Annotated in this window: 27 protein-coding genes; 9 read left to right on the top strand and 18 right to left on the bottom strand. The window is 33.9% G+C overall.

The genetic code is table 11. The features are described 5' to 3' along the window. Positions 1-48 precede the first annotated feature (48 nt). From PZ898_RS20335 to PZ898_RS20280, 12 genes are all read right to left on the bottom strand, one after another. Positions 49-477, bottom strand: a complete 429-nt coding sequence (locus PZ898_RS20335) for a helix-turn-helix domain-containing protein (RefSeq protein WP_277694079.1) — start codon at positions 475-477, stop codon at positions 49-51. 105 nt (positions 478-582) lie between these two features. Then, positions 583-882 (bottom strand): hypothetical protein, encoded by a 300-nt coding sequence (locus PZ898_RS20330; RefSeq protein ID WP_277694078.1) that lies wholly within the window; start codon positions 880-882, stop codon positions 583-585. Beyond that, a complete protein-coding gene (locus PZ898_RS20325) occupies positions 879-1778 on the bottom strand; it encodes a hypothetical protein (protein ID WP_277694077.1) in 900 nt (299 codons plus the stop codon). Before PZ898_RS20325 ends, PZ898_RS20330 begins: the two co-directional genes overlap by 4 nt. Then, positions 1778-2299, bottom strand: a complete 522-nt coding sequence (locus tag PZ898_RS20320; RefSeq protein WP_277694076.1) for a hypothetical protein — start codon at positions 2297-2299, stop codon at positions 1778-1780. The genes PZ898_RS20325 and PZ898_RS20320 overlap by 1 nt, the downstream gene beginning before the upstream one ends. A gap of 2 nt (positions 2300-2301) precedes the next feature. Continuing rightward, the gene (locus PZ898_RS20315) at positions 2302-2577 is read right to left on the bottom strand and encodes a hypothetical protein (protein ID WP_277694075.1); all 276 of its coding nucleotides are present in this window, start codon (positions 2575-2577) and stop codon (positions 2302-2304) included. Positions 2578-2599: 22 nt separating this feature from the next. Further along, positions 2600-2950, bottom strand: a complete 351-nt coding sequence (locus PZ898_RS20310) for a hypothetical protein (protein ID WP_277694074.1) — start codon at positions 2948-2950, stop codon at positions 2600-2602. 2 nt (positions 2951-2952) lie between these two features. Further along, on the bottom strand, positions 2953-3099 hold the full coding sequence (locus tag PZ898_RS20305; protein WP_168239210.1) for a hypothetical protein: 147 nt from the start codon (positions 3097-3099) through the stop codon (positions 2953-2955). Then, entirely contained in the window at positions 3096-3302 is a 207-nt protein-coding gene (locus PZ898_RS20300; protein WP_277694073.1) for a hypothetical protein, read from the bottom strand. Before PZ898_RS20300 ends, PZ898_RS20305 begins: the two co-directional genes overlap by 4 nt. A 2-nt stretch (positions 3303-3304) precedes the next feature. Then, entirely contained in the window at positions 3305-3490 is a 186-nt protein-coding gene (locus PZ898_RS20295; RefSeq protein ID WP_277694072.1) for a hypothetical protein, read from the bottom strand. Next, complete coding sequence (locus tag PZ898_RS20290; protein WP_277694071.1) at positions 3487-3774, bottom strand: hypothetical protein; 288 nt, start codon at positions 3772-3774, stop codon at positions 3487-3489. Before PZ898_RS20290 ends, PZ898_RS20295 begins: the two co-directional genes overlap by 4 nt. A 540-nt stretch (positions 3775-4314) precedes the next feature. After that, a complete protein-coding gene (locus PZ898_RS20285; RefSeq protein WP_002984621.1) occupies positions 4315-4491 on the bottom strand; it encodes a hypothetical protein in 177 nt (58 codons plus the stop codon). Further along, positions 4488-4760, bottom strand: coding sequence for a hypothetical protein (locus PZ898_RS20280; RefSeq protein ID WP_277694070.1), 273 nt, complete (start codon positions 4758-4760; stop codon positions 4488-4490). Before PZ898_RS20280 ends, PZ898_RS20285 begins: the two co-directional genes overlap by 4 nt. A gap of 191 nt (positions 4761-4951) precedes the next feature. On the opposite strand from PZ898_RS20280, the gene PZ898_RS20275 reads away from it, so the two are divergent. Both PZ898_RS20275 and PZ898_RS20270 read left to right on the top strand, forming a co-directional pair. Next, positions 4952-5383 carry a hypothetical protein gene (locus tag PZ898_RS20275; RefSeq protein ID WP_277694069.1) on the top strand — a complete coding sequence of 144 codons (432 nt, stop codon included), beginning with the start codon at positions 4952-4954 and terminating at the stop codon, positions 5381-5383. A gap of 220 nt (positions 5384-5603) precedes the next feature. Further along, a complete protein-coding gene (locus PZ898_RS20270; protein ID WP_277694068.1) occupies positions 5604-5786 on the top strand; it encodes a hypothetical protein in 183 nt (60 codons plus the stop codon). Here PZ898_RS20270 and PZ898_RS20265 read toward each other — a convergent pair. Beyond that, positions 5783-6016, bottom strand: a complete 234-nt coding sequence (locus PZ898_RS20265) for a hypothetical protein (protein ID WP_277694067.1) — start codon at positions 6014-6016, stop codon at positions 5783-5785. The two genes, PZ898_RS20270 and PZ898_RS20265, sit on opposite strands and share 4 nt — an antisense overlap. A gap of 25 nt (positions 6017-6041) precedes the next feature. Here PZ898_RS20265 and PZ898_RS20260 point away from each other — a divergent pair, with 25 nt between their 5' ends. Continuing rightward, the gene (locus tag PZ898_RS20260) at positions 6042-6398 is read left to right on the top strand and encodes a hypothetical protein (protein WP_277694066.1); all 357 of its coding nucleotides are present in this window, start codon (positions 6042-6044) and stop codon (positions 6396-6398) included. Here the strand turns inward: PZ898_RS20260 and PZ898_RS20255 are convergent. From PZ898_RS20255 to PZ898_RS20245, 3 genes are read right to left on the bottom strand one after another with little or no spacing between them, the layout of a single operon-like run. Next, complete coding sequence (locus PZ898_RS20255) at positions 6384-6650, bottom strand: hypothetical protein (RefSeq protein WP_277694065.1); 267 nt, start codon at positions 6648-6650, stop codon at positions 6384-6386. The two genes, PZ898_RS20260 and PZ898_RS20255, sit on opposite strands and share 15 nt — an antisense overlap. A gap of 1 nt (position 6651) precedes the next feature. Beyond that, complete coding sequence (locus PZ898_RS20250; RefSeq protein WP_277694064.1) at positions 6652-7101, bottom strand: hypothetical protein; 450 nt, start codon at positions 7099-7101, stop codon at positions 6652-6654. Between the two features lie 10 nt (positions 7102-7111). Continuing rightward, complete coding sequence (locus tag PZ898_RS20245) at positions 7112-7399, bottom strand: hypothetical protein (RefSeq protein WP_277694063.1); 288 nt, start codon at positions 7397-7399, stop codon at positions 7112-7114. A 221-nt stretch (positions 7400-7620) separates the two neighbouring features. On the opposite strand from PZ898_RS20245, the gene PZ898_RS20240 reads away from it, so the two are divergent. From PZ898_RS20240 to PZ898_RS20215, 6 genes are all read left to right on the top strand, one after another. Next, positions 7621-8196, top strand: a complete 576-nt coding sequence (locus PZ898_RS20240; protein ID WP_277694062.1) for a hypothetical protein — start codon at positions 7621-7623, stop codon at positions 8194-8196. Positions 8197-8204: 8 nt separating this feature from the next. Next, positions 8205-8747 carry a DUF4468 domain-containing protein gene (locus PZ898_RS20235; protein ID WP_277694061.1) on the top strand — a complete coding sequence of 181 codons (543 nt, stop codon included), beginning with the start codon at positions 8205-8207 and terminating at the stop codon, positions 8745-8747. 177 nt (positions 8748-8924) lie between these two features. Continuing rightward, on the top strand, positions 8925-9383 hold the full coding sequence (locus PZ898_RS20230) for a type II toxin-antitoxin system antitoxin SocA domain-containing protein (RefSeq protein WP_277694060.1): 459 nt from the start codon (positions 8925-8927) through the stop codon (positions 9381-9383). Continuing rightward, positions 9370-9918, top strand: a complete 549-nt coding sequence (locus PZ898_RS20225) for a hypothetical protein (RefSeq protein ID WP_277694059.1) — start codon at positions 9370-9372, stop codon at positions 9916-9918. The genes PZ898_RS20230 and PZ898_RS20225 overlap by 14 nt, the downstream gene beginning before the upstream one ends. A 353-nt stretch (positions 9919-10271) precedes the next feature. Continuing rightward, entirely contained in the window at positions 10272-10688 is a 417-nt protein-coding gene (locus PZ898_RS20220) for a hypothetical protein (RefSeq protein ID WP_047428034.1), read from the top strand. A 413-nt stretch (positions 10689-11101) separates the two neighbouring features. After that, on the top strand, positions 11102-11896 hold the full coding sequence (locus PZ898_RS20215; protein ID WP_277694058.1) for a DUF2490 domain-containing protein: 795 nt from the start codon (positions 11102-11104) through the stop codon (positions 11894-11896). Between the two features lie 121 nt (positions 11897-12017). On the opposite strand, the gene PZ898_RS20210 is transcribed toward PZ898_RS20215, so the two are convergent. Then, positions 12018-12713 (bottom strand): hypothetical protein, encoded by a 696-nt coding sequence (locus PZ898_RS20210; protein WP_216445304.1) that lies wholly within the window; start codon positions 12711-12713, stop codon positions 12018-12020. A gap of 346 nt (positions 12714-13059) precedes the next feature. Continuing rightward, positions 13060-14592, bottom strand: a complete 1533-nt coding sequence (locus tag PZ898_RS20205) for a M20/M25/M40 family metallo-hydrolase (protein ID WP_277694057.1) — start codon at positions 14590-14592, stop codon at positions 13060-13062. Positions 14593-14603 lie beyond the last annotated feature (11 nt).

The following is a 14603-nucleotide window of genomic DNA, read 5'->3' as shown; positions in this document are numbered from 1 at the left end:
TTCAATCGGTACCCATGCTAAAACATCACTAATGCATGGTAGTTTTTTTTAAAGCTTATCAATAGCTATTTGGATTCTAAATCTTTCAACTTCTTCGGGCGTGAAGAAAAATCTGCCTCCAATTTTCGTAGATTCAATTTCTCCTCTTCTTTTTAAGTTCTGCAGATTATAAGTTTTAATTCCAAGTGCTTTAGCGGCTTCTTTAACATTCAACAAGCCAACGCCTACCTTTTCAGGTCTTGGATTTTTTAATTTTTCCTGTTCCAGCTCCATTGTGTACTGGCATTCTCCAGGTAATGCAAATCTGGCTTTACGATTAAGCGTTTTAGCGTAGATTAAAGTTGCAGTGGCATCAATTTTTCCTAATGCTATTGAAACTCTACTGTTTGGTATTTTGTCACCTGGCAAATAACCTAATTCTTTACATAAGCTTGATTTAATTGCCTCAATTTCGGGGTTTGGTTTTGGGTTTTTCATTGGTTTTCTTTTTGTCGGTTTCTAATCTGATTAATCTTTTTTCATTCCACTTAAATAGGCCGTTGGAATCACGGCCAGTCCAGTATCCGTCTTTTTCTTTCATGGCTAGAATGGTAAATCATCATCATCATCACCAGTTACGATCTCGGCATCTACCGCCTGGGATCCATTTTTAACGTGCTTTCGTAGATTTCCGATGTAATCCCCTTTTTCTGTTCTGAATTCATCTTTTAACTGAACTTGAATGGAGGCATCGTTATCGAACTTATCAGGCTGATCATTAACCCACACGTTAATATTTACTAACCTTACTCCGGAGGCTGATTTGAACGTTTTAACTTTTCCGGTTTTAATTGCGTTTAGAAGTGCATCATAATTTATACTTCCATAAAATAATTGGCTCATATGTATATTGTTTCAATGTTAATAGTTGTTGTTTTATCATCGCAGATGTCGTAAAAAGGACATGAAATACATTTGTTGAAGTCTCCGTTACCTTTGTAGTTAGTTTCTGCGTATTCTCTAATAATTGCAGATGTATGAGCGATTCGATCATAATGTCTGTCAATTGCATCTTTAGTAAGTTTGAACTGGAAAATCTTCACCCACTTATCTTTTCCGAAAACCATAAAGTAAAAAGGAATCCATTTGCCTAAAACTTCGTATGTCACTATCGTATAATGTGCTGCTTGGATTTCAGAGTTAATATCATTTTCCGGATCTCCCCAGCCATTCCATCTGTCGTCTATTTTGGTAGCCGTCCATTTGACATCATAATTAGCAAGCTTTGATCTATCCTGAAGGTCATAATTCCGATGATCAATATTTCCAGATAAAGTTTCAGACCTTATGTCTACTTGGCTCTCTCCTTCATTTACATCTAACCCGATTTTTTCAAATACTTCTTTTGCGAAAAGAATAAGATCATCACATTCTTTAAAAGGCTTTGTTTTTTCACCTGGGGTCTCGTTTTTAGGCATGAACTTTATAAATTCTTTTAGCTCACTATTATTACGCGCCGCCACATCAAAACCCGTATCATCATACTTCCTGATGTAATCAATTAATTCTTCCTTATTGGCATTTGCTTTTGGTTTTAGCGAAGTTGGAAGCGTTAAGTTTGGTTCTTGCTTTGTTCCTCCTCTACATGCCCCTATTAACTCACTTTCAAAGTATCTGCCTAATAACATGCTTTCCGAAGGCTCTATCAATTCATACCCTTGAACAAATGAGTAATAAATCTGTTTTGGGCAATGATCAGACTTAAGAACTTCTTTTATTAATGATTGGCTTATTAGCATTAGTTTACTGTTTCTTTTATTTTTGGATTGAAAGTATCAGCCTTTGAACCCCTATTTAGATCACGGCCAAATAATTTTCCTAATGATTGAGCAGCATTCTTTGTGCATTCAGCTTTCAGCTTTGGAAAACCTAAATCAAGTGCATTGGCTTTCTTCTTTGAAACATCTAATGCAGATGCTCCTTTGTCTACCATTATAATAATTGATGCTGCACCAACTCTTTTGTACTTTTGTCCGGTCACTGGATGAGTTACAACAAGGTCTATAGATCCTACTACTTCATTACTTATTACTGACCATCTAAAATTCTCTGTCTCCCATAGGCCCAAGAAGTATTCATCAAGTGTCATTTCAATGTGTGAAATACCTATTGTTTTAGCTCTTCCATCTGCCGTTTTATCTACTCCGTCTTTAGGATCATGCTTATTAAGGTTGTTTATAAAATTCTGAATCCTTAATCTTAAATCTTCTGAATTTTGCGCTACTTCGTTTCTATTGGTTTGCGCTACTTTTTTCTCCATGATTAATTAATTGTTTTTGAATAGACCGCGTAAGACTTACCGCCGATCTTTTTTGATGATGTTTGATAGATTTTCTGTTTTGCTTTTAGCTCGCTGAAGCGTCCTGAAATTTTATGTATCTCCACTCCTAGTTTATTTGCGATGTCTAATGTTGAGCTTATGCCGTCTACTTCATTTAAAACCCTGTCCTGCATCTTTGGAATTGTCACTTTTGCCTGTTGAAATACCAGTTTGGAATTAGCGTTGTTGCGCCCCCGGCTGTAGTCTTGAATATCCATATCTTCATTTTTGCTTTGGTTATTATTTGATTATGAATCCATCTCCGAAAAAATATTTTGCTTTAGCTTCTGTTCTTTGAACCCATGATCTCTTAGATCTTCCGCTTAGTCCATTATCCATGTGACGATAAAAAGGCATATTGTCTAAACTTTCAGCATACAAAACACCATTGTCATCTAACTTTAAAACTCCTTTTGCTATCTTGCTTGTTAAATAAATTTGCTTTCCAATTAGATTATTACAACTAAAGCTTAATGATATTTCGTCTCCGACTTTCAGATTGTTGAGATTTAAAAATTGATCCCTGTACTTCAACAAATATTCTTTTTGGAGAATTTTTTTGTCAGGAAACAGCAACTCTGATTTTTCCATGATTATTGATTTGATTGTTTAAACTCTTTGATGAACTCGTTTAAGGCTGTTGTCTCCATTTCGGAAAGTTTGTCGTGTCCTAATCTTTTGTAATTGATATACCAAATTCCATTGTGGTTTTCAATTCTTATGGTTACTGAATGTGTCATAATTCATTAAATTCTTTAGTTTCTTTTTCTATTGAAAAATTAATTAGCTCCATATAATCTCTCAGTACTTCATGAGCATCGTCTGTGTCCACTTCATTTCTTAGCAATTGATCATGGACTTTTTTTACAAGGTCTTTTCTTTCAGCAAGAACTTTAATATTATTATAAATCTTTTTAGCCTTTTCAAATGTTTCTTTTGTCATGATTATGCTTTTTTAAGTGCCCAGTATTCGTTGATTAAACTTTGATCGAACATTACCGCAAATGGATTCATTTTTTCAACAGCGGTTTTAAGTCTTTCCAGCCAAAGAGGATCTTTAATCCCTACCGGTTCAGTTACAATTTGTTTTCTTTCGGCAATTGGCTTTTGTAGGTAGTCTGTTAGGTTCATATCTCTGTGGCTTCTTTGATTAAATTATCCAGTTTTGCAAAGTCTATTTCGTCGAAAAACGGACTATCTTGTTCTATTTCCCAGATTTTCTCAGCTGTTTTAGAAATTTCAATTAACATTTCTAACATCTCATAGGCTTTAGATATTAACAAGGTATTTGCCTTACCTTCGTCTGTATTATATTTATACACGTCACATATAGCGTCATCGCCATTTTGAATATCGGAAAAGACATCACCACATTTTTGAGCCCATTTTCCCTTTGTTCCTTTAAATTTGTTCATGATTATTGTTTTTTAAGTAAGTATTCTAATAAGTAAACACACTGCTGTAGAAACCAGCATTTGATAAGAAATAAAGCTTTCATGATGCTGTAAAATAATGGTTAAATGAAATTCGACCTCTCTGAATCATCTTTATCCTCAAACTATATTCAGCTTGTTGGCACGCTTCCCTAAGCGTTGAGATTCTTTCTCTGAAAAATGACTTCCCTCCCTTTCTGTAAGTCTGGAACCATCGAGCAATCATTCTCTTAATTTGCTTGTATCCCGGATTCGACTTTAAAACTATTCCCGATACCTGCCCTAGCTTATTCAAAATGTGATACTGCCCTCTTATTACATGAATCTTCTCTCCATCTTCCAACCACACAAACCCATGAATCTTCTCTTTGTTAGTCCTATAATCAGTTTGCTTATAAAAATTAAAGCTCTTGATCTTTTTTCCTAAAATTGTTTTTCCTAAATTTGCCGACATGATGTAGTGATTTTTTAATTACTATTTCGTTTTTGCCGAGTCGTTCTGTTACAGCAGTGCGACTCATTTTATATTTTACCTTTAGCGAACTGTGCGTCTAAATAATCCGAATAAAACTTCCCAAGTTCCTTTTTTGATTTTTTCTTCTCAGACACTCCCTCAAGTGTTCTTTTGCATAATTTTACTCTTTCTGCCTCAGGAAGTCTATTCAGATATTCTTTTGCTATGATGTAGTCAGTGTTCATGATTGAAGAATTAAACTGAGTTCCTTTTTACATCTTAAAGCCTCCTTTCTTTTTGCTTCGGCGTTTTCTAAAGCCTTTTTCGCTAAGCTTATGATTCCCTTTTTGTTGTCTTCTGTAACATTTCCAACTCTTCTTTTTAGATAGTTCAATGTTGACACGCTAATTCCAGTTTCTGCATTGACGTCTGCAATATCCTGGGCAGTTGTAAATTCTTTTAGAAAATGAGAAACCTCTGCTCTAATTGTTTTCCCTACTACTAAACTTTCCATACATTATTTGTTTTAATTAAAAATTAGTTTTATTACTGTTTTTTCGCATTCCTCAAAAACCATATCTTTGCGGTAGCATTGTTGTTTTGTTGAGACAAAGATAAACTTGTTTATATTAAAATACAATAGTTTATATAAACTTTTTTACATAAAATACATAACTACTTGATAACCAGTGAGAAAAATTTTATATGGAAACATTAAATCTATCTGCTTTTGTGGCTGATACTATTACAGAAATAGCAATAGGAGTTGAAAAAGCAAAAGAAAATTTGAAAGAGTATGATGTTTTAATCAATCCTGCAACTGATACGAGTGGGCATGTTAGAACAAATAATGAGGGAGTAGTGAGAAAAACTCAAGAAATAGTATTTGATCTGTCCGTATCTATTAGCAAAGAAGAAATTGATATTGAAAAAGATAGCAAAGAAGGAAATGCTAGGATACAAGTAGTTTCGTTGTTCAATTTTAGCTTAGGAGGAAACATTAAAAACGAAAGCGTTGATGAGCTTAATTTGAAAAATACAGCAATAAACAAGATTAGATTTTCTATTCCTGTTAGCTTCGGAACCAATAAGCCTGGGACTACTAAAGGCTTCTCAATTACCAGTAGTAGAATTTAAATCAATGTTTTTGGTAAATTGTAGTCGCTGCCAAGTGTCAGGATAATCATTTCTTAGAATACTTAGAGTGTGCTTCAGTAATGATACCTTGTAAGAAAAATCTATTGAGCTAATGAATAATTGACTAATAATTATATCATAAGTTTTTCGATTTTCTGCCCAATACAAGTATTCTTCAAGTAAAGATATATACTCTTCCATAACTATTTAACATTTAAATATGAAACAAATTTTAATAAAAATAAAAGAAGGTAAAAGAGATTTTTCAGTATCCGATCCATACTATAGCGATGTGATCAAGTTAATAAATACGGGGCTTGTCAATAAAATTGGATCATCAGAGAGCTCTATTATTTACGTTCGTATTACAAAACAAGGATTAGATTACATAGAAGCAAATTAATGCTCAATGAATCTTTCAAATTCGATAATTACAGTTTGTGAAATATCTTCTTTGAAAGAGCCTTCAAAAGACCTTAAACTGGTTTTTGTAATACGTGTCGCATTATTTTTTCTACTAGGAATAAATTTCCTAATAGCATTAAATAAATTTAAAAACTGTTCAAAAGTATATTCATGTTCGTACAGGGGATATAGCTTTAAAAGCTCAATACTTATTTCCTTATCGTTCATAACCATCTAATATTTATACAAATATATGAAAGAAATTGACAAGATAAACTTGTTTATCCAATATTTAGTAGTAACAGGTAAATTTTCTAGCCAAGAAGATGTTGGAAAGTATATTGGTTATGCGAATAAATCATCTTTTTCTCAAATGCTTAAAAAGGATGTTACTCCTCCTTTTCGAGAAAAGTTTTATAAATCATTCCCTGAGTTTGAAAATTTTCATATTGGGTTTATCGAAGATGAAACAACTAATAAATTATTGATACAAAAGGGAATAGATGAGACTATCAAGAATATACAAGAACGACAAATCGAAGCACTAACGGATAAGATTGATCATCTGGTAAAAGACCTAGGTGAGTTGAAGAAACTAATTAAACACTAATAGGCTGAATTCATAATTTTTTTTACTTCCAAAAATGTTCTGAGTTCTTACAAGGAGGTATCCTATCTTATTAGAAAACTCTTGCATATCAAAAAATGTTACGTCACTAATTTTATTCAGTTCATCCCTCAAATCATCTGATTTAATAAGATACTCATCCGGAGAAATAATTCCGGATTTGTAATCATCCCATAATCTATCACTGATTGATACTATTATCTTAAGCCTTTCTTTCGTTTCCAAGTATTCCATACTACTTTTTTTCTCTTAAGATTGAAGAATATCTGTCTAATGTATTATTCAAGAATTCATTTTTAGCTTCCATTGTCGTGTAGTATTTCGCTTTTTTTAATAATAGAAGTGCTACAACAAAGAATAATACAAATAATGTAATTTGAGTAATGAAATAAGCAACGTTTGTACTTACAAATATGAAGTTGATAACAATAACTACTTGAAGGTAAGCAGAAAGATATACTGCATAGTAACTTTTTTTATGGGCGCCAAATCTCCCACCGTATGCAATGCATAGATAACTGATTGGCATAGCAAAAAAGAAAATAGCGCTATCCAGATCAAGAGATTTTGCCCCTTCAACGTCTAAAACTATAGAGGTTGTATTGAATAAATGTTTTAGAATATTATTAAGGAAAGGCAATATAGAAGACAACAATACGAGTATTGTTGCCATTCTCTGTGTCATAGCCTTTGTTTTACCAAGGTTTGTCTGGCTTGGTTGGATCGACGACTTCGTTTCCATCTTCTGGTGTGGGAGTTATGCCTGTACCTACAGTATTTGAATTTCGGATAATTATCGTATCCTTTATGGATTCTGATTCCGCATCTCTACTTTGTAGACTTGGCTTGTTTAACTTTAAGTTTTGGTTACTAGCTTTGACCTTTTCAATTGCATCCTTTCTTACCTCTTCGTCTCGGTCGTTTGAACATGAGTAAAGTAAAACTGCAGCTGCGGCAGTCAAAATAATTAGTTTTGTCTTCATAGATAACTGTTTTTTAATTCATTGCAAAAATAACAATTATAAAACGACAACTACTACACTATATCACTTTTTCATGAAATGCTAATATAATATTTTATTTAACACACCAAACATAGTGTTATAAATATTTTCAAATATTATAATTATTCTAATAACCACCTTACGGGTTTCCGTAAAATGTGAATATTTTTTAATTTTTATCTTTACGGCAAAAAATAATCATGAAAGGGATATTTTATTTTTATATATGTTTAGTAGTGGTGTCTTGTACTCAAGCAAATAAACATAAAACAGAACTGCTAGAAAAGAGAAAAACAGACAGTCTTATTAGTAAAATGGAAAATTTATTTCCAAATTATAAAGACAATTCATTAGTCAGAGAAGAAATGGAGAAATATTTAAGTGAAAAATCTGACAGCATTTTTGTTTTTAAAGAATTTGACGATATTCCCATGAGTGTATTCAAAATTTCAAAAAACCCTTATGGCAAAGGTATGATTGTGCAGCTTTATGCAGATAATAAATATGATAATAATGAAATTAAATCAAACTATCTAACGTTTGATATAATAGGTTTTATAAACGAAGATCAAGCAAAAAAAATCAATGAAAAGTCAAAGTATTACATTGTAGGTAAAAATGTAAAACAAATAAATTCGACTCAATTATCCGCCCTTGTTCCAATGTCATATTATTCTCCGATTACAAAAATTGATCAAGATGCTTATGGTGACACATACTTGCTCAACCTTGGCATAGCAGTGATGGAATTAGATTCTTTAAAATTAATTGACTAGACATTATAATGAAAAAAATAATTACTATTTTATCACTATTTATTTCTTTAATACTATTTTCTCAGGAACTAAAATATGAAGAAGTAGTACAAGTTGATTCTACAATAACAAAGCAGGAGCTTTATAACAGATCGAGATCTTGGTTTGTCAATAACTTTAAGGAAGATGGAGCCATTTTGCTTGTTGAGGATAGTTCAAGTGGTGAAATCACTGGCGATGCCTCTTTAAGATATAATACTTCAAAAATATATTTTGCTGTCCAATGTACAATAGGATATGTTAGTTTCAAAACAAATATTTACGTAAAAGACGGAAGATATAAATATGTATTCCACACTTTCAAGCATCACGGAACTGATTGTAGAAGAAACGGAGCAGTAAACTATGGACTGCTTACATTGGAAGAAAAACCTCCAAAACCAGAAAATGAATATCCACGAAAAGCTCCATGGAATGACATCAAAGAAAAAACTGATGAAAAAATGAAACTTATAATATCCGGTCTAAAAGAAGCAATGAACAAGCCCCACGAAACAAGCAACAACTGGTAAAAATAAAGCCCCAAACGGGGCCTTTTTTATTATACGACGAGTTTTGTCGTTATCTAGTGTGACATTTGTTGAAAAGTATTGAGTGCTAAATATTTGTTTTTACTTTTCAAATGCATACTTTTGCAAACTTTTTGCTTTTTGAGTAAATAATTGTATATTTAAAAAAAAATAAATGCTATGTATAACTGCTTTGATGTTGCAAAACAATTTCTAAAGTTAGCTAAAGAAGATGGCGAGGTTCTAGAGCCAATGAAGCTTCTTAAGCTCACTTACATTGCGCATGGTTGGTATCTTGGCTTTTATGACAAACCTTTGATAAAAAATAGCGTACAGGCTTGGAAGTATGGACCTGTCATACCTGAACTATACCATGTCACTAAACGTTTTGGTCACGGTAATGTAGATATTGAAATTGTTGATCTGTATTCAGAAAACAAACTATCGAATCAAGACAAGACGTTTTTAAAAACAATCTGGAACGCGTATAAAGGTTTTACTGGATTACAGCTTTCTACTAAAACCCATATGGATAATACTCCGTGGAAAGAAGCTTATGACCCGAAAGTGTACCATAAAGTTATTACCAACGAATTAATTAAAGAGCATTACAAAAAACTAATTGATGAGCGAAGATAATACAACGCCAACTAACCATGAAAACCCAACTCCTGAACAAGTATCTGAATTTTTTAATGAATTTAATCCGCAAGATGAAACGTTTGGAGAAGAGGAAATCAATGAAGCATCTGGAGAGATTATTGTAGAGACAGATACTTCCACTTCTTCTAATAACTTTATTAAGCACGAGGAATTAAGACTTAAAATTAGAGAGTTTAATCTAAAGAAAAAGACTCAACTAAAAGAAAGTCATTCAAAATTTAAAGATAAAAAAAACGAACGAAAACTGAGAAAGGAAAATGCTAAAAAAGCCTTTTGGTTTTCTAGCATATGGGCTGTCTTTATTGCTTTTTTCATCCTTTTACACGGTTTTAAAGGGTTTAAGATCCCACTTATTTTTAAAACCATATACTTAGAATTTAAAATCACAGAAGCTGAGTTTATGTTTGTATGCGGAACCTTGACTGCATCTATTTTAATTTTTTACCTCACGGTAATTAAGAATTTATTTCCAAATAAAATAGAAGATAAACAATCTTCAGAAAAGAAGTAAACTTAAGCCTCGCAATGAGGCTATTTTTATCCAGTAATTTCTATATTTGCACTCCGAACATTTGAGTAAAAAGAGTAAGAAATGAGTAAATAACACCTATTTTTTACGTATTTTAAAATTGTAACTTGTTGATAATCAATAACGATATTTTGCATCATGGAATCCCTTCCTCTCTGCAAGAAACCAAAACCTGTGCTAATGATTAGCACAGGTTTTTTTATGCCTAAAATTTTGGTACCTTTTCTCATAGGTATTTATACTCACTCTAATAATTGGTCATTTATACTCTACTGCAGGTGCCTTGTTCTTCGTTACTTTGAAATACAATCTAATCACCTAAAAAACAAATCAATATGACATCAACAAGTGTAAATGCAAATTCTTCAGGTCAGTTAGTACTTGGAAACGGAGCACAATTCTGGGTGTATCTTTCCCCACAAAATGATACTTCTAAAATGATTTCTACATGGCGTGTAACTTTTTCACAGGGAGACTGGAGTGATTTCATCTCAAGCGAAAATCCTACTAAACAGATTCAGACTCCCAATCTTTCCGGGATCTTTGAAATCAGAGTAGAATTATTAAGCGGGTCTACCGGTACCTGGCGCCAGATTCCGCCTCAGGCCGGAAGTCATAATGAAATAGGCTGTAACTCCAACTGTGCTTCAATGGTAGGAATTGTTGCAGACAGTACAAATCCTCCTATCGGAGCTATTAATGCCCATTTCTGGACCACATGGGATGCTATGTGCGGAGTAAGACAGAACTAACAGGTAAGTCAACCAGTCCATAAACCAAATTGCCACAATATCTATATATTGTGGCAACTAATTTTTACACCTATACACTACAATATCAAATATTTACGCAATCATTTGATCAATGAGAGAGAGAGATTTCCTCAAATTACTAACAAGTTATACACATTTTATCCACAATTACAATACAGTTCTAAAAACTTAATCTTTAGAAAGTTTTATTCCTAAATCTATCCTAAATCAGGCCTTTACTTTGTCTTGTTTTTAAACAGTATTAAAAGATTTTGAATAAACATTCTATGAACAAAGCCTCTAATTTTGGTATTATAAAGTATTCTCTCTGCGTATCAACAGCATTCTTATCCGTCTCATGGTTTCGCAGTTATTTAAAATTAACAGTAAAACAATTATTCACCCTATTGAGCATGAAGAAATTTTTTGCAGGATTATTTTTATTGGGATGTTTAGGAACATCGATCAAAGCGCAGATCAGTCCACCTGGACTGGGAGATGCCAACAATGCATTCTGGGGAGCCTTCGGAGTGAAGCGACAACTCGACTCTTTGGGTAAAAAACAGGCTTTGAGCTACGTAGCCATCGGGAGAAAAAGCAGTCCGGATGACCACAATCTGTTTTCGAAGCAGGCGATCATTGTTTTAAATCATGAAGTTTATCATTCCTTTGCGCCACACCAGCAATATAGTTATGCATTAAGTTACCGACGTCAGCCACAGTATGAAAGTACAGCTCCTTATGATAAAGAAAGTACGGAACAGGAATTCAGAATTTACGGAAGATATGCCTATACTTTTGATCTTGGCAGGAAATGGAAACTTAAAAGTACCATACGCCAGGAATTCAGGAAGTTTTTTGATGCAGACTTTCATAAAGTCGAAGAAGATTTTCAGTTGAGAACACGGATCAAGAATCAGCTCACCTATAATTTATCTCCAAAAAACAATCAGAAACTGGCCTTGAGTGCAGAAGCCCTGTTTTCTATAAGCCATCTCAATGAGCCGGATTCTGAATGGAGTTCGTTTGGATATCGTGAAATGCGTATTGCGGCGTACTATATGTTTACAATTCCGAACTCTCCTTTTACTGTAGACATAGGATATATGGACGATCTGATCAGAGACAGCAGAAGTATTCATCATGGTGGCGTTCATTATCTGGCAGCCGACCTGGTATGGAATATTCCTTATAAAAAAAACAAGTAATACACATAAGCAAGTATTCATACAATTGCAATACAAAATCCCGATCATTACTGACCGGGATTTTTGGTTGAAAACATAAGTTTTCCGAAATATAATTAAGTATGAATGTTTGGTGTAAAATTTAGTTGCACAAAGTCAGAAACTGACGGCTCAACTGCACATCGAATTTGGCTTCCGCTCTTGAGCGTGCATAAATAGTCTGTTTAAAAGCATGCACAGTTTTTAATTTCTGGTCTATAAACTCTGCAATCTGAACAACAGAAAAAAGAAAATCCCTGTATACCGCCATATTAACGGTCTGTCCATAATAGGGAAGATAAGCTTTTAAAAATGGAATGGCTTTCTGATGACGGTTGTAGCTGATACAATACCCTACTCCTTCCATTGAAGTAATAATACTGTAATTATTAATATAGTCCTGAATATTTTTACTTCCATCAAGAGCATGCGCATTTTTTGAACAAAACTTATTGATCTTATCCAGAATATGCTGGGCATACTCCATCATGGAGATATTTTTAAATTCAAATACCTGATTCATTCCGCTGGATGGGGAAATTCCGTTTTCACTATCAATACAGAAAGAGATTCCTATTTTTTCATGATAGGGGAAAAAACAGTCTTTCACTTCAATGGAAGCATCGGGCTTTAGCATGTCATCTGCAAAGTTATAATACACATAGGGGCGATAAAGCTCTGCAAGCGCTTTCAGATAATCTGTTTCACTGGTATTATGATATTCTTCAAACCATTTTTCAAGGTTATCGTAATAATTACTTTCAAAGTCGTTAAAGTTTAAGTAAAATGGCAATTCCATAGCTCTGTAATTTTGATATGACAAAGCTATATCCGTAATGCGACAAAACTTGACGTAATATATTTTTTGTAAAAAGATTTTTGTCAATGGTCAATTTTTGCTTCGCAAAGTCAATCGTCAATCATAATTAATGCTAAAGTTCGCAAGGTTTATTGATAAACAGAATTCATCAGTTCGCAAAGGCACTCCGTTCAGCCAAAGACCTTAGTGTGTACATTGCTGAGTGAAACGCCTCTGCGGTCGAAAAAAAAGTAAATATTATAAAAACTTTGCGAACACCACGTTTAATTATATACGAGCTTATAAAATTCACAAGCGCAGCGAATTGACCATTCACCATTGACACTTATTTATCATAATTCTTCATAATGTACTCAAAGTAGTGGATCATTTTCAGATAGTTTTCAATACTAAGATATTCATTGGTACTGTGAATACTCTGCTGCTCGGCACTGTTAATCTTAATCGGCATGAACCTGTAGACGTTTTTGCTTACAATTTCATATTTACCGGCATCGGTTCCAGCCATAGTAAGATAAGGGGTAACAATGGCTCCTGGATGAATTTCTTTCACTCCGGCTTCTATCATTTTAAAAGCTCTTGTATTGGTTGGGGAAATAGCAGAAGCTTCTCTTGTATTATCAATTTCTTCTACCTCAACATCAAAACCTTCAGTCGATTTAGCAATATGATCTCTTACATCTTTCACCGAATTTCCGGGAAGTAATCTGAAATTAACCACAAATTCCACTTCTGGAGAAAGGACGTTAGTTCCATCACTTCCTTTCATCATCGTTAAAGCTGTTGTAGTTCTAACCAAAGCATTGGTTGTATTATTTTTGGTAAGCTGGGAAATCAGTACCGGTTTTAAAAGCCATTGATTCGCCAGTGCCATTCTTGTGGTAAAAGGCATTTCACCTCCGATATTCGTAAAAAATTCTTTGATTAAAGGGGTAATAACAGGTTTCATCTGGTGATCTTCCAGACGCTGCATGATAACAGCAGCTTTTCCGATTGCGCTTTCCATAGGAGGCATAGAAGAATGTCCGCCCAGCCCTTTTACTTTGATTTTTGCAGAAAGAAAACCTTTTTCAGCACATCCTACTACGGCAACGTCTGTATCAATTCCGGCTACATTTCCTTTTCTCATAATCAATCCCCCTTCGTCATAGACCGCATCGAACTTCAATCCCTTTTTCTTAAAATAATCGGCAATCTGAATCGCTCCTTTCTTTCCGCCTACTTCTTCATCAAAACCGAAAGCCAGATAAATATCACGCTGTGGAATCTGTTTGTTTTTAATCATAGAATTCATGGATTCCATCAAGGAAAAAAGCATTCCCTTCATATCTATGGCACCTCTTCCGTAGATTCTTCCGTTGGCAACAGCTCCTGAAAAAGGGGCAAATTCCCAATCTTCTGCGACTTTTGAAACGGGTTCTAAAGGTTTATCATCCGGACGGAATACATTTGGATCATTATTCTTTATATCAGCATCTCCGGGAGGAACTACGTCCATATGGGAAAGGAATAAAATAGGCTCCAGCGAAGAATTGCTTCCTTTAAGTCTGAACACCAGTCCATATTGGTTGACCTCAACATTTTCTGTATTCTGATAGACTAACGGATAAGATGTTTTTAAATAGGTTTTGAACTTTTCAAACGGTGCATAATCAAATTCACCCAAACTTCCTGTAGAAACGGTGGGTACTTTTATTCCTCCTGAAAGTCTCATCACTGCAGAATCATTTTTTATGGGTTTCCAGCCCTCGCCTGCCCCGATATTATTTTTTTTAAACGGATAGGTGTAGGTTTTGATCAATACGACAGCAGCCAGAATGACAACGATTCCCAAAAGGATTAAAAGAATTTTTTTCATAGCGGATAGTT

The sequence above is a fragment of the Chryseobacterium sp. WX genome (assembly GCF_029542485.1).
GTDB classification, from domain to species: domain Bacteria; phylum Bacteroidota; class Bacteroidia; order Flavobacteriales; family Weeksellaceae; genus Chryseobacterium; species Chryseobacterium cucumeris.
Note: the sequence above shows the minus strand (reverse complement) of the source record. Positions and strands in the feature narration are given on the sequence as shown.

Excerpts from the sequence above, each read along its gene's own strand:
- PZ898_RS20335 (WP_277694079.1), bottom strand. The coding sequence starts at position 477 with ATGAAAAACCCAAAACCAAACCCCGAAATTGAGGCAATTAAATCAAGC.
- PZ898_RS20330 (WP_277694078.1), bottom strand. The coding sequence starts at position 882 with ATGAGCCAATTATTTTATGGAAGTATAAATTATGATGCACTTCTAAAC.
- PZ898_RS20325 (WP_277694077.1), bottom strand. The coding sequence starts at position 1,778 with ATGCTAATAAGCCAATCATTAATAAAAGAAGTTCTTAAGTCTGATCAT.
- PZ898_RS20320 (WP_277694076.1), bottom strand. The coding sequence starts at position 2,299 with ATGGAGAAAAAAGTAGCGCAAACCAATAGAAACGAAGTAGCGCAAAAT.
- PZ898_RS20315 (WP_277694075.1), bottom strand. The coding sequence starts at position 2,577 with ATGGATATTCAAGACTACAGCCGGGGGCGCAACAACGCTAATTCCAAA.
- PZ898_RS20310 (WP_277694074.1), bottom strand. The coding sequence starts at position 2,950 with ATGGAAAAATCAGAGTTGCTGTTTCCTGACAAAAAAATTCTCCAAAAA.
- PZ898_RS20305 (WP_168239210.1), bottom strand. The coding sequence starts at position 3,099 with ATGACACATTCAGTAACCATAAGAATTGAAAACCACAATGGAATTTGG.
- PZ898_RS20300 (WP_277694073.1), bottom strand. The coding sequence starts at position 3,302 with ATGACAAAAGAAACATTTGAAAAGGCTAAAAAGATTTATAATAATATT.
- PZ898_RS20295 (WP_277694072.1), bottom strand. The coding sequence starts at position 3,490 with ATGAACCTAACAGACTACCTACAAAAGCCAATTGCCGAAAGAAAACAA.
- PZ898_RS20290 (WP_277694071.1), bottom strand. The coding sequence starts at position 3,774 with ATGAACAAATTTAAAGGAACAAAGGGAAAATGGGCTCAAAAATGTGGT.
- PZ898_RS20285 (WP_002984621.1), bottom strand. The coding sequence starts at position 4,491 with ATGAACACTGACTACATCATAGCAAAAGAATATCTGAATAGACTTCCT.
- PZ898_RS20280 (WP_277694070.1), bottom strand. The coding sequence starts at position 4,760 with ATGGAAAGTTTAGTAGTAGGGAAAACAATTAGAGCAGAGGTTTCTCAT.
- PZ898_RS20275 (WP_277694069.1), top strand. The coding sequence starts at position 4,952 with ATGGAAACATTAAATCTATCTGCTTTTGTGGCTGATACTATTACAGAA.
- PZ898_RS20270 (WP_277694068.1), top strand. The coding sequence starts at position 5,604 with ATGAAACAAATTTTAATAAAAATAAAAGAAGGTAAAAGAGATTTTTCA.
- PZ898_RS20265 (WP_277694067.1), bottom strand. The coding sequence starts at position 6,016 with ATGAACGATAAGGAAATAAGTATTGAGCTTTTAAAGCTATATCCCCTG.
- PZ898_RS20260 (WP_277694066.1), top strand. The coding sequence starts at position 6,042 with ATGAAAGAAATTGACAAGATAAACTTGTTTATCCAATATTTAGTAGTA.
- PZ898_RS20255 (WP_277694065.1), bottom strand. The coding sequence starts at position 6,650 with ATGGAATACTTGGAAACGAAAGAAAGGCTTAAGATAATAGTATCAATC.
- PZ898_RS20250 (WP_277694064.1), bottom strand. The coding sequence starts at position 7,101 with ATGACACAGAGAATGGCAACAATACTCGTATTGTTGTCTTCTATATTG.
- PZ898_RS20245 (WP_277694063.1), bottom strand. The coding sequence starts at position 7,399 with ATGAAGACAAAACTAATTATTTTGACTGCCGCAGCTGCAGTTTTACTT.
- PZ898_RS20240 (WP_277694062.1), top strand. The coding sequence starts at position 7,621 with ATGAAAGGGATATTTTATTTTTATATATGTTTAGTAGTGGTGTCTTGT.
- PZ898_RS20235 (WP_277694061.1), top strand. The coding sequence starts at position 8,205 with ATGAAAAAAATAATTACTATTTTATCACTATTTATTTCTTTAATACTA.
- PZ898_RS20230 (WP_277694060.1), top strand. The coding sequence starts at position 8,925 with ATGTATAACTGCTTTGATGTTGCAAAACAATTTCTAAAGTTAGCTAAA.
- PZ898_RS20225 (WP_277694059.1), top strand. The coding sequence starts at position 9,370 with ATGAGCGAAGATAATACAACGCCAACTAACCATGAAAACCCAACTCCT.
- PZ898_RS20220 (WP_047428034.1), top strand. The coding sequence starts at position 10,272 with ATGACATCAACAAGTGTAAATGCAAATTCTTCAGGTCAGTTAGTACTT.
- PZ898_RS20215 (WP_277694058.1), top strand. The coding sequence starts at position 11,102 with ATGAAGAAATTTTTTGCAGGATTATTTTTATTGGGATGTTTAGGAACA.
- PZ898_RS20210 (WP_216445304.1), bottom strand. The coding sequence starts at position 12,713 with ATGGAATTGCCATTTTACTTAAACTTTAACGACTTTGAAAGTAATTAT.
- PZ898_RS20205 (WP_277694057.1), bottom strand. The coding sequence starts at position 14,592 with ATGAAAAAAATTCTTTTAATCCTTTTGGGAATCGTTGTCATTCTGGCT.